The organism is Pontibacillus sp. HMF3514 (assembly GCF_009858175.1).
Lineage (GTDB): Bacteria > Bacillota > Bacilli > Bacillales > BH030062 > Pontibacillus.
The window spans coordinates 3,420,612-3,433,646 of sequence record NZ_CP047393.1; the positions used below are offsets into that span (position 1 = coordinate 3,420,612).

General features: G+C 38.8%; 9 protein-coding genes. 3 read left to right on the top strand and 6 right to left on the bottom strand.

The genetic code is table 11. The annotated features are described in order from the left end of the window. Positions 1–141: 141 nt before the first annotated feature. Positions 142–2,517 carry an immune inhibitor A domain-containing protein gene (locus GS400_RS17415; protein WP_236561020.1) on the bottom strand — a complete coding sequence of 792 codons (2,376 nt, stop codon included), beginning with the start codon at positions 2,515–2,517 and terminating at the stop codon, positions 142–144. 261 nt (positions 2,518–2,778) lie between these two features. On the opposite strand from GS400_RS17415, the gene GS400_RS17420 reads away from it, so the two are divergent. Further along, complete coding sequence (locus GS400_RS17420; protein WP_160103928.1) at positions 2,779–4,266, top strand: S8 family peptidase; 1,488 nt, start codon at positions 2,779–2,781, stop codon at positions 4,264–4,266. A 97-nt stretch (positions 4,267–4,363) separates the two neighbouring features. Here GS400_RS17420 and GS400_RS17425 read toward each other — a convergent pair whose 3' ends face one another. From GS400_RS17425 to GS400_RS17440, 5 genes are all read right to left on the bottom strand, one after another. Continuing rightward, positions 4,364–6,151, bottom strand: coding sequence for a methyl-accepting chemotaxis protein (locus tag GS400_RS17425; RefSeq protein WP_160103930.1), 1,788 nt, complete (start codon positions 6,149–6,151; stop codon positions 4,364–4,366). 181 nt (positions 6,152–6,332) lie between these two features. Then, complete coding sequence (locus GS400_RS17430) at positions 6,333–7,910, bottom strand: sodium:solute symporter family protein (protein ID WP_160103932.1); 1,578 nt, start codon at positions 7,908–7,910, stop codon at positions 6,333–6,335. Next, positions 7,907–8,023, bottom strand: coding sequence for a symporter small accessory protein (locus tag GS400_RS20510; RefSeq protein WP_370519712.1), 117 nt, complete (start codon positions 8,021–8,023; stop codon positions 7,907–7,909). Before GS400_RS20510 ends, GS400_RS17430 begins: the two co-directional genes overlap by 4 nt. A gap of 114 nt (positions 8,024–8,137) precedes the next feature. Beyond that, positions 8,138–8,617, bottom strand: coding sequence for a flavin reductase family protein (locus GS400_RS17435; RefSeq protein ID WP_160103934.1), 480 nt, complete (start codon positions 8,615–8,617; stop codon positions 8,138–8,140). 200 nt (positions 8,618–8,817) lie between these two features. After that, the gene (locus tag GS400_RS17440; RefSeq protein WP_255454192.1) at positions 8,818–11,157 is read right to left on the bottom strand and encodes a S1C family serine protease; all 2,340 of its coding nucleotides are present in this window, start codon (positions 11,155–11,157) and stop codon (positions 8,818–8,820) included. A gap of 521 nt (positions 11,158–11,678) precedes the next feature. Here GS400_RS17440 and GS400_RS17445 point away from each other — a divergent pair. Next, positions 11,679–11,885: a hypothetical protein gene (locus GS400_RS17445; RefSeq protein ID WP_160103938.1), complete on the top strand. Its 207-nt coding sequence runs from the start codon at positions 11,679–11,681 to the stop codon at positions 11,883–11,885. A 149-nt stretch (positions 11,886–12,034) separates the two neighbouring features. Next, on the top strand, positions 12,035–13,000 hold the full coding sequence (locus tag GS400_RS17450) for an HD-GYP domain-containing protein (protein WP_160103940.1): 966 nt from the start codon (positions 12,035–12,037) through the stop codon (positions 12,998–13,000). The last annotated feature ends 35 nt before the right edge of the window (positions 13,001–13,035 follow it).

Below are 13,035 nucleotides of genomic sequence, written 5' to 3' on the forward strand. Positions count from 1 at the left end.
ATGCGAAATCTATTTTACGTGTGAATGAGATTTGATTATATAGTAATCTAATTGTAATAAAGTAATATAATTCCAGGAATAACGTTTTTTAAGCAATATAAAACCCCGCTCCTCAGTAGGAACGGGGTTTCAATAAGTTTCCTATTTAAATATTAACACCTGACCAACAGTACCATCATCACTCTGACCAACAACACGGAACTTCAGACCATAGTTTGTAACGTTACGTCCGGCATCTAATAATCCAGCATTAGAGTAGTCAGCACTGTCATCAAACAATGGAGTACGTTGAGTGAAATTATCTGTCAGCGAAAAGCCATACAGTTGTGTGTAATCTAAGAACATCTTTTCAGTCATTTCATAGTTAAAGGCAGCATCATGTACTTGGTAACGTGTGGATGCTACAGCACCATCACTCCAATAATTTGTGTGCTGATCGGCATCAACAACACCTACAAAACCATCACCCGGGTGCACGCCAGTCCAGTTGTTATCATAAGCTTTATCGACGTACCAAACAACAAGACCAGAATCGAAGGACATGAGACTTGCTCCGCGTCGGATGTTTGCAAGACCTTCGTCCACACCATTATGAGATCTCCACTCTAATAAATAGTAGTGTTCTGATTCGAACTTTCCTGTATCTTTTGTAAATCCATTCAGACTAAAGCTAGATTCTCCTTCTGCATCGTCCGTAACAACAGCACTGCCGTCTACAGAGATAACAATATCATCTGCATAGAAACCAGGGTTTGCAACATAAGGATCTGTCCAATAGTTGAATTCTAATACTACTTCTTGACCTGAGTAAGCAGAAAGATCAAATGAAGCATCTACCCAACCATCAGAACTTCCTGTAATACCAAAACCAGGGTTTTGACCGTATGGATTTTCAGTAGTTGTGATATTCCCTGCAATAGATTCTCCATTTACTTTAACAGATGCATAATCCCAATCTGTCTCAATATCATACCAAGCTTTAAATGCTAGTTCGGCATTTCCTGCATTGGTCAAATCTAATGTGTAAGTCATAGAGTTGTCAAGATAATTACCACTTCCGCTAAAGTATTCTAACTCACCACTTACAGGTGTGTTAACAACATTCACTTTATTTGGCAATTCAACTTTCACTACATCATTATTAGCACCTTTTGTGGATGCTTCATCTAAAAGGAATGAAGTACCTTCTGAAGTCACATCATCACTGTGAATCGAACTTCCAGTTAACCAATTTCCTTTTGACCCTTCATTATCAACAACGGCTGAAGCCTGTAGCATTTCCTTCATATACGGACTGAACCCAGTTGGCATTGTTCCTGGAACCTTTCCTGCCCAACTACCGCTTGACATGATAGACCAGTAGCTTACAGGCTCACCTGCTCCAGTGTATTGTGTGTCGTACTCATCTGGCAGACCTAAATCATGACCAAATTCGTGGGCCATAACACCAACTGCACCATCTTCAGGTTCAATTGTGTAATCGTAAGCTGCTAGATTACGACCCCAATAATCTACTTTTGACCTTGTTTTATCAATAGTAAATACTCCACCTAAATTCCAGCGGTGAGACCAGATCGCATCAGATCCTAGTTTCCCTCCACCTGCTTCTTCACCTACACCAGCATGAATAATCATCAAATGATCAATTAGACCATCTGGCTCAAGATAGTTCCCATCACCATCTAAATCATATCGATCCCACTGGTCATAGTCTTCTAGTTTTACTTTACGGTCAGCTGCCGCTGCGAGTAATGCTTCCTTAACTAATGCTCTTGGATTTGCATCATTTCCAGTATCATCATTACCTCCATAAGCCGCTGCTGGCTGACTAGCCGTGTACCAACCAGCTACTTCACCTTCTACAGAATAACTGCCACCAGACTGTTGTTCATAATATTGCTTCATCGAAACGTATGTTTTTCCATCCGGTCCAGTCCAACCACCTGTTCCAAAAAGCATGTCCTGATAGTGTTCACGAGAATATGCGTCTTCACCTTCATAATACATGTCTGTCTCATCAGGACTCATTTTGTTATGTGGGCGATCAGGATAATCTATTAAAATGGCTAAAACTTTATCTGTTCTCTTTTCACCATTCCAAACCTCTTCCTGAACTGAATTTACATCAGTAGTTTGTCCAAGTTTATTTCCGTTTCCACTTGTTAAGCTACTATTATCCATTGCGTTTAACAACTTACCACGGTTATCTTTTTCGTTTTCATATAACTCTCCGATCTCTTTCTCTGCTCCCTCAGCCTTATTACGTAAGTATTTATTTAAAGCTTTCTCCGCTTCAGCTGGAGATGCGTTCTGAGCAATCTTCCCTTCATCTTTCAACATCTCAATCAACCGCTCATCATTGGCAACCCCTAAATCAAAAGGTGAACCCTCATGTGAGTGCGAATGATGTAGATCATGCTCCACATCCGCAGTAGTTTTCGCTAGACCACTAGTACTAAGAGGTCCAACCGCAATAGCTAGTGCTAAAGCTGAAGTTATCCATTTGTTCTTTTTCAAAAGTTTCTTCCTCCCTCAAAAGTCTCATTTTTATAACACTACTATAACTATAATGATATTTTCTGAATAATCAATTCTTTCTACAAAAGTAGTGTTTAACCGCTATTTACTTACTAATACTTATTCAAAGCAATGAAATATTTGTCAAAATATGACGTAAATTAACTTGATTTTGGAAAATTAAAAAAAGTAGAAGGATAATAGCAAAATATCTCGAAATAAAGTTACGTGTATTAAAAAACATTCACAGGGAGGAAGAACATGAAGAAATTTTTAGCGGTTTTGATGAGTTTAGTGGTTATCCTAGGAATGGCTTCTCCGTCAATGGGTAGTGCCGAGGAAGGTACTACGAAATTCACAGTAGTCTTTAAGGATAGTAGCATTTCTGAAAATGCTAAACAGGCAATAAAAGACCTAGGAGGAACGATTATATATAAAGTTCCGGAAATTGGTCTTGTACAAGTAGAAGCACCGGTTGGTTTTGCCAAAAATGCAATTAACAATAGTTTAATTGTTGCCGCCAATCCTTCACTTACTTATGAATTGCCGAACACTAAATCAATTGAATTAGATTCTAATGAAAGTCTTACTGATCAAGCAGTACTCTTTGATACATTTCAGTGGGATATCAAACGACTTACAAATAATGGAGCTACATTTGAAGACCATAGTGGAAGCCATGATGTGGTAGTAGGAGTTATTGACTCCGGTATCGACTTACACCATCCAGATGTTCAAAAGAACCTACTTCCAGGCTCTAAAAACTTTGTCCCAGCTGGAGGAATCTACGGTGTAGACACTTCTGAGACAGGTGATGTAAATGATGTTCAAGACCGTAATGGCCATGGTACTCACGTTGCAGGAAGTATCGCTGGTAACGGTGCTATGCTAGGTGTTGCACCAGATGTTGGTTTCAAAGCTTACCGTGTGTTTGGTGCGGAAGGTGGAGCATATAGCACTTGGATTATGGATGCAATCGTTGCAGCAGCAAATGATGGAGTAAATGTTATTAACATGAGCTTAGGTGGTATTTACTCAAAAGGTCAGGTTTATTATAACGACCCTGTATCTGGTGAAAGAGTCCGTTTAGGTCACGATATCGCAGAATACGTTGCTTACATGCGTGCTGCTAAATATGCAGAAAGCAAAGGTGCATTAATTGTATCTTCTGCTGGTAACGATGCGATTGATGCTAAGAGTCCTAAGACTGTAACAGAGTTAGCTAATGAGGATTACGGTGAATTAGGATACGAATTCCAAGGTGCAAGCATTTATGCTCCAGCTGATATTCCAAACGTTGTAACGGTTTCAGCTACTGGTCCACAAGATGAATTGGCTCTTTACTCTACTTATGGTAATGGTTACGTGGACGTAGCAGCACCGGGTGGTAACTATGAAACGTATATGCAATACCTAATTGAAGGGCGATTTGGTGAATATCTTGATCAACAGTTATATATTCATGAATTTGCATTTAGTACAGTCCCAGTAATAACTGAAGTTTTAAATGAAAATGGTAATATAATTGATTATAAATATGAGAGACCTAGTTACGGTTGGAAGGTCGGTACTTCAATGGCTTCTCCAAAAGTAGCAGCAATCGCAGCTCTTTTATACGATGAGCATGAAGGTGTATCACCAAGAACAGTAAAGGTTATGCTTCAACAAACAGCTGAAGACATTGGTGCTGAAGGACACGATGAAAAATTCGGGCATGGTCTAACAACCGTTTACTCAGCATTTGAATAAGAATTTGAAAAAACCCTCTCCTACTTACGGAGAGGGTTTTTCATTTCATATAGCAGAGAAAGAATCACTGATAACAGCAGCTCCTTCATAACAATCCTTACATTTTAAACTTACTAGCCATGCCCTGCAGCTCCTGGGCCTGCTCAGCCAACTGCTGCGTAGCTCCCGAAACTTCTTCCATTGAAGCATTTTGTTCCTCTGCCGCACTCGCAACTTCCTGCGTAGCTCCTGACGCTTCTTGTGTAATGCTTGTAATGGTATCCATGGCATTGGTTAGATTCTCAGTTCCACTATTGATCGTTTCTACTGAGTTACTCACTTCACTCATTTGATTAGCAATATCTGTAATAGATTGATGGATCTTTTCAAAAGTTTGGCCTGCGTGGTTTACAACATCCATCCCATCTTTTACAGCTTGTTCACCTTCACCCATGGAATTCACAGCATCCTCCGTACTTACCTGAATATCTTTAATTAATCCGCTGATTTCTTGAGCTGAATTATTCGATTGCTCGGCAAGTTTCCTCACCTCATCAGCTACTACAGCAAAGCCTTTACCGTGCTCCCCTGCTCTAGCCGCTTCTATAGCAGCATTCAAAGCTAGTAGATTTGTCTGTTCTGCAATATCCGTAATTAATGAAACAATCGAACCAATCTCATTGGATTTTTCATTCAGTGAACCAATAACCTTACCTGTACTTTCTGCATTCTCACTAATAATGCTCATTTGCTCAATCGCCTGCTGGATATTCTCTTTTCCATCACTCGCTTGATTGGCCGTTTCCATTGAAGATTCATGAACTCGGTCCACTACACGATGAATTTTTCCAACATCATCATATATTGTACGAACCAATTCTGATGACTCTTCTACTTTACTGTTTTGATCCTCAGCACCACTAGAAACATTTTGTATAGAGCTTGCAATTTGTTCAGATGCTGTAGAGGTTTCAGCTGCATTTGCACTTAACTGTTCAGAAGATGCAGCCACTTGCTCTGATGTTTCTAAAACATTTGAAACAAGCTCTTTTAGGCTGATGACCATGGCATTATAGCTTCCTGCAAGTCTACCAATCTCATCGTTACTTTTAACCTGGAGCGTATCCATTGATAGGTCTCCATTTGCAACATTAGCCATTCCTTCATTAACCTTATTAAGATTTTTGCTAATTCGAGAGATATAGAAGAAAACAAAGCTTAATGCGACTAGTAACGCTACTCCTGCAATAATTAACGTATTTGTTTTAACACCATCTCGGATAAGTCCAGCAAGCTTATACATGCTGAAGTCCATTCCTAAGACACCAATAACTTCTCCATCTTTTGTTACGGTTTTAGCTAGTGTGATCGTTGATTTACCAGTACCTGTATCACGATATGGTTCCGTATAAATCACCTTACCATCAGCTTCCATAGCTTGGGTGTACCATTCACGCTGACGAGGATCGAACTTATTTAAGTTGACCTCTTCAGGCGGAATGTTTGATAAGTAGAATTCCCCTTTTTCAGCAGTAGCTAAGTAAAGATTAATAATGTAATCACTTTCACCGGCAAGGTTATTCAGATGATCCTCATAGAACTCTGTTTTCTGAGGATCGTTAACACTTGGCATGTTCGAAATACTATTTTCAACTTCATTAGGAAAATCATAGTTCTTATAGTCGATCTCTGAGCTTTCTCCAATAGAAGAGAGCATCTTTTCATGTTCCTGAAAAACCTCTTCAACCTTATCGCTATTCTCCTCTAATACATCTTTTGGAATAATGGCTTGACCTAAAATACTGGTATTATTATAAAAAATGAATCCTAGAATGGATATAGGTAATAGCAAAAGAACGGTCATGGCCACCATCATTTTCGTGCGAATGGATTTAAATAATTTCATTTCAAATTCCCCCTGTAGATCTCCATTTGAATCTTAGCAAAAACTTTTGGACACACTCGCCCCCTTCTTTAATTTTCTGAATATTACGGTTAATATCGTCATAAAATCAGAAATCTTTACTAATTTCGACATAAACGCATAAAAAAAATCTCACTCTCTCAAAGAGGAGTGAGATCCGAATTTATTTTGCAATGGCTTCTTGTTCAATTTCGCTACTTACACTCTTACTTTTATCCAGTACACTTACTGCTACAAAAACAATAGTTGAAAGTGGCAGCGCGTAGAATAACGGGTCAATATGCGTCCATGGGAATGCAAACAACGCATCTTTTCCAAATATAGCTTGAGATAAGCGAAACACACTGGATTCACTAACATGCATGAACAGGAATCCAAAAATACTTACACCAAAACCTGTCGCCATACTCGCGATTGCCGCGGCTTTTGTAGCGCCTTTCCAGAACAGTGCTCCCATAAGTGTTGGCAAGAATCCTGCAGCACAGATACCAAACCAAAATGCAGTTGCACGAGCAATGACGCCACCTGGCATAAAGTAAGCTAAAATGATCGCTGCCGCTACGCCTACTAGAACTCCAATACGAGTCATCGCTTGACTGTTACCACCAAAACCTAGCGTTCTCATAATATCTTCTCCAAACGCTGAAGCTTGGAGGTGAATCAATGAACTGATCGTCGAGATTGCAGCAGACAATAACGTTAGGGTAAATAAGTAAATAAACCAACCTGGCATAATGGCATTAATAAACTTTGGAATAACTAAATCAGAGTTTCCTCCTGCTGCAGCGATAGCAATCTGATTAGAGGTTTCCATAAAGTACACATTGCTCAATGGACCAATCATGAAAGCTGCACCTGTCATGAAGAAGATGAAGATACCACCAATCAGTACGGAGCGATACAATGCTCGGTCATCTTTTACCGTCATACAACGCATTGCTAACTGCGGTTGCGCTAGCACCCCGATTCCAACCCCCATAATGATCGTACTCACGAGCGTCCACCATAGTGGTGAACCAAGCACAGGCATACTGGTCCAGCCTTGGTGTCCACCTCCAACGAGCGAATCAGGCACCATGTTTTTCATTGCAGATAAAGCTGCGTGACCATCAACAATACCACCAACAGCATTATACGTTACAACGAGGAAGACCATCATACCAATGAGCATGATGACTGCTCCAAATGCATCCGTGTACATAACCGCTTTGATTCCACCACTGATTACGTACAAAGCTACGATTGCAGCAAGGACAAACAGCGCCACGTTGAAGTTAATCGATAGAGACTCCTGTAGGAAACGTCCTCCACCTATTAATACAATACTCGTATAAGCAGGCATAAAAATAAAAATCATAGCTCCAGCAAACACCGTAATAAACTTCGAGTCAAACCGCTTCCCAAGCAAAGTGGGAAACGTCGAAACATCTAGTTTTAAAGAAAGTTTTCTTATACGAGTTCCAAATACAGCAAATGCAACAAAAATACCAAGAGCAATATTTAAGAATGCTAACCATAAGAGACCCATTCCGAAAATGGAACCTGCACCACCAAACCCAACAAGAGCTGATGTACTAATGAAGGTAGCTCCATAGGATAGAGCCATAATGACAGGGTTAATGTTACGTCCCCCGACTAAGTAATCCGATTTCGTTGTCGTCTTTTTATATCCATAGTATGCTAGTCCACTCATAATACCGATGTACACGATACACAGTGGAATCAGTACGGCCATATTCATTCTTCATGACCTCCTTTATTCCACATTACAGCGCCATAAACCACACAACCAACCGCCGATAAAACCGTTAAGAGCCACACAATAGCAATGGATGCACTTTCCATTCCTAACATCTCCATCTCCTCCTCAAAAGTGATCTTATGACTTGGCCTAGCTGACATTAATGAAATCGCTTACATTTTTAAGTGAGAGAAAACTCACTCCTTTCCTTAAAATTTTGTAGGGATTTATTCAACTTCGATTTCTCGATTCAAACGGCAATATTGACCACCAAAGAACGTAAGAGGCTCTCCTTCATCTTTTACGGCAATATCTTGCACCTCACCTATGTACAGCGTGTGGTCTCCTGCAGGGTGTGCATCATACACAGTACACATGATATTGACTAATGAGTCTGATATAACTGGATATTCATGAATCCATTCAAACGGGATATCTTTTTTCTCTTTAACCTGACCAGCAAAATAATTGGACATATCTTGTTGTGCATCAGATAAAATGCTTACGGCAAACTTTCCTGATTCCTTAATTTTGTTATGCATGGTTGCATTGTGTCCTACCGAAACACAAATAAGTTGAGGATCCATAGAAACTGACATGAAAGCATTCGCTGTCATTCCATGTACATCATCACCACTTTTTGTTGTAACGACGGTTACTCCTGTTGCGAACTTCCCCATTGCATTACGAAACGTACGTCCGTCCATACGATCTCCCCTTTCGTTTCTTCAATCTTATTAGTTTTCTCCCTCAAATATTCGAGGATCAACCTTTTGTCTGAATATTTACATAATTTAAATGTACCATTTGTTGGTTGGTTTCTGAAATATGAATATTGTTGCTTATCTATATTAAAAAGATATAAAAGAAAAGCTGTCCCACTCTAATGAGAGGACAGCTCTTTTGATTAATCACCAACAACCACTGATGCTGGTTCTGATATAGAGAAGTTTAAATTATGGTCAATTGGAATGACGTAAAGTTCATAGTTTCCTGGTCCTATTTCTGAACCACTGAAGGTTACTTGTTCTGACCAAATCCCTTTTGGACTTCCATCATGACCGCTAGATGCTTTTGCATATCCAGCAGATTTATTTTCATACAAAATCGCCTTCAACGCACCACCTGGATTTGTTAATTGTGGATCTTTCTCTTGTATTGCATCCATAATCATAGAAGCAGCTTGGTCACGAGTAACACCATCTTCAAACACGACTACATAATATCCAGTAATGTCGTAAGGTGATTGAGACTCATCCCCTTCACCAATGTCATCGAATTCAACTCCAATGTCATTTGGTGTCGCGCCTCCACCTTCTTTGTTATCAATATAAGTTACATTTTGAACTTGGGCTACCCATCCATCTACAATCGTTGCACCTGATACTTCAAAACTATTTCCAGAAAGGTCTGCGATAGCACCTGACTGAATGGAAAGATCGTTTGCTTGGTAATTATCATCAAACGAATGACCTTCTCCTAATGTTACAGTTATCTTTGAATCCTTAATCTCAACTGTTGCACCCTCAACATTTAAATTCGTTGCTGTAATTGACTCCAATACTATTGAAGGGTCTGCGAACGTAATACTTTCATTAAAATAAAGATCTAACGTTTTAGCAGAGCTTGTTTCAGCATACTCTAGCTCTGGTCCTGCATTGTCTGTTAACGCACCTTCATCAAGCGTCTTTATAATCGCTATTTCATTATCCTCTTCAAATCCTATATCAAATGTAAAGGATCCTTTCATCTGTTCAGAGTCACGACTCCATTTTGCTCCTACAAAACTTCCGGTTGCATCATCATCCCAATCATTATCTTGTTCTACAGGCTCACCATATAAATAGTTCGCTAGAAGAACAAACTGATCTTTCATTGCAGAAAGTACTTCTTGAGAATCTTGCTCAGGAAGTAGAATGATTTCTTCCATTTCAATAAGCTTATTGTCAGAGAAAATATAATCTCTCTTGTATTCAAAGTTATAAGGGTTTACCCCTTGATACGTAAGTTTATTCTCTCCCTCTTCTAAGAGAGTTCCTTCTTGAATTGTTTTAACTTCTTTCTTTGTCATACCTAGTAATGCTTGTTGCATACCCGAATCTGACTCTTCAGGTATAACCACTTTGGCTGATTCACTTAATTTAGATTCAACATCATCTTTCACAGCAACAACGCTATAATAATAGGTTTCGCCAGCTTCAACATCAATATCTAAATACATAGAATCTGTATAACGCGTTTCACCCTCAAGAGATTGTAATAGACTATATTGTCCATTTTCAGAATAACTAAAGTAAACATTATAGAAATCCGCATCACTCACTTCATCCCAATTGACGATTACACCTCCATAAGGTAAGAAGTTTATCTCGACATTGTCAGGATGCTTCGTAGTTTTAGTTTCTAAATTGTCGATGTCGTCATTAAAGAGATGAGTCCAATCTTGCAGTTCATCTGTTGAAACAGCAAAGTTTAAGTTCCCTGAATCTCCTAATACAAAGGATGTGATTCCTACTAACTCACCATATTCATTGAATAATCCTCCACCGGAACTCCCTTGCGTGATAGGGGCTGTAATTTGAATTAATTCTACACCTTCATTATAGAACCCACTAACCATTCCAGTTGAAGCTGTATTTTGTAAGGACATTGGGTTACCGATTGTAACAATGTCATCCCCTTTTGTTAGAAGGTCAGGATCACCTATTTGAACAGGTTCAACATCCATAGGCTGTTCTGTTTTAATTAAAGCTAAATCCGCATCTTTTTTAGCTTTGACAATACCCTCAACGGCGTAAGTGTCTCCATTGTTTAGCGTAACCTTTCCGGATTTCATACCAGCGATTACATGTTCATTGGTAAGAATAAGACCTTCCCCTACAATGACGCCACTTCCTTGTGCGTATTCGGTTTCTACCATAACGACTTTCGGGTCATTGTTTTTTATGATATCTTGCGTGCTTAACGTTTCAGGTTTTTCTTGAGTGGTAAATGAGAAGTGTACTTCCTCTTTAATTTCTTTGTTTCGTGCTGATCTTACACTATCTTTTATGTATAAGTCGTAATCATGATTGTAAGCATAAGCTGATTCATTAACCACCTTCAAAGTGGAGTCGTTCACCCATTTTAAGGTAATATCCTCTAACTTTTGGTCATCCTCATTTAAGATGTAGACAGAGTCTTCATCTACAGACTCTTGGTTCATATCTGTATTGAAATGAACCGTCCACATCTTGTTCACCGGCACATTAGATTGTTGTGATAACTGTGCAAATGAAAGGTTTGGATTGATAGTAAAAACGAAAGAAAATAAAGCGAAAATAGTAACTACTTTCAAATGTCGAATAAGATCATCCTCCTATATATATTATTCAAAAAATAATCGAATGAGCTCATATTACCATAAGTAAATAGGTGTTTTTGTCGAATTTTGTCCTTTTATCTTTGAGACTAAAAAAGAGAACTTATGAATCATAAATGATACTTTTTTATCCAAATTGTATGGTTTTATATTCTTTCGCTAAACCAAAAGACTCATAGATTTAGGTGAATGCCTGTAACTCCCGGTTTTCGGCAAGTTCAGCTACAAGTGCCTGACCCCCATCGCTTTAAAGCAGTGGGGGTCAGGCACTTGTAGCGGAGGAAATGCATCTTTAAAGGGTGATTTTACTCAAAAGATTCACATGTCAGTATTAAACCCTATTCAAAATTGATGTATATGATAAACTAGATTTACAAATTTTTAACTTTCCAATTTGAGAGGTTTTTATGAGTATATCTGACGTTAGACAGGAAACATTGAATAAAATTGTAGAAATTATTGAACAGGAACATAACATCGAGATCACAGAAAATAATAAACACCACATTATGCACGTATTAAATCAAATGCACGGCCAATCACACAGAGCTGGAATGACAGAAGGAATCAATGTAGCTAAACAATTTAAAGAATTTCAGAACAATCAGGTATAAAAGTACTAGTTTCTTCCCCACTTTCACAGAGCTCTTACACTTACTAGGAAAAAATCATATTATTTTGATTTAAAAATATTAAATCATTCCGATACACTTAGATAGTTGAAAAAGACTATTTGAATTTCTGGTAAGAGAGAGGGAAGATAGTGAGACTTATAAATGTTTCTGAATATAACTATGAGAATATGGTACTAGCTAAACCTGTTTATGATTCTAAAAAGCGAATTTTAATCGCTGCAGGGAAAAGTATTAACCCTAGAGTTTTAGATCGTGTGAAAAATATGGGGGTTAGCTATCTTTTTATTGAAGATGAAATATCTAAGGGAATTGATATTGAGGATATGCTAGATATGCCTAAATGGACAGATTGTATTCAAACGATAAAAGAGTATTTTGAACAAGCTCAGAATGAAGATGCACCTAATATTCTCCCTATTCAAAAGGTAGCCGACCAATTAATTGAAGAAGTAAAGAAAAGACCGACGCTGGTAACCATTCCATCTGGTGCTATTGACCAAGAGCTTCAACCTTACGCGCATGCTGTAAACGTCACGATCCTATCATTACTAACAGCGAAAAAAATGGGTTATAACAACATTCAGATGAAAGAACTTGCCCTAGGTACCCTCTTACATGATATCGGTAAAGCCATTACAGACGAATACAGTAATCACCAAGAAGAAGGGTTTAACCATTTGAGAAGCAACCGACAAATCAGCCTAATGTCAGCGCATATTGCATATCAACACCATGAAACGATTGATGGAAAAGGCGCTCCACGACAACTAACTGAAGTATTAGAGGTAGGTCAAATAGCTGGTGTTGCAAACAACTATGAAAATCACATCTCAAAAGAACAATTGTTACCGCATCAAGCCATGGAGGCCATTATGGCTACTTCAGATGTGACGTACAGCTTTGGAGTCGTTCAAGCTTTTAGTCAAGCCGTTCCTACATACCCTCCAGGAACAAAAGTTATAATTGCATCAAAAGAAGACGGGATCGTTACCCGTGTACAACAACACTTACAAAGACCCGTTGTGCGCGTTTTATCCAAGGGACGCGATATTGATTTAGCAGATCACCCTACTTTGATGATTGAGCCTATGTAAAAGTGCCTGTAAAAGTGCCTGACCCCCACCGCGTT

Coding starts and splice junctions, on each gene's coding strand:
- GS400_RS17430 (WP_160103932.1), bottom strand. CDS start 7,910: ATGAATATGGCCGTACTGATTCCACTGTGTATCGTGTACATCGGTATT.
- GS400_RS17435 (WP_160103934.1), bottom strand. CDS start 8,617: ATGGACGGACGTACGTTTCGTAATGCAATGGGGAAGTTCGCAACAGGA.
- GS400_RS17420 (WP_160103928.1), top strand. CDS start 2,779: ATGAAGAAATTTTTAGCGGTTTTGATGAGTTTAGTGGTTATCCTAGGA.
- GS400_RS17425 (WP_160103930.1), bottom strand. CDS start 6,151: ATGAAATTATTTAAATCCATTCGCACGAAAATGATGGTGGCCATGACC.
- GS400_RS20510 (WP_370519712.1), bottom strand. CDS start 8,023: ATGTTAGGAATGGAAAGTGCATCCATTGCTATTGTGTGGCTCTTAACG.
- GS400_RS17445 (WP_160103938.1), top strand. CDS start 11,679: ATGAGTATATCTGACGTTAGACAGGAAACATTGAATAAAATTGTAGAA.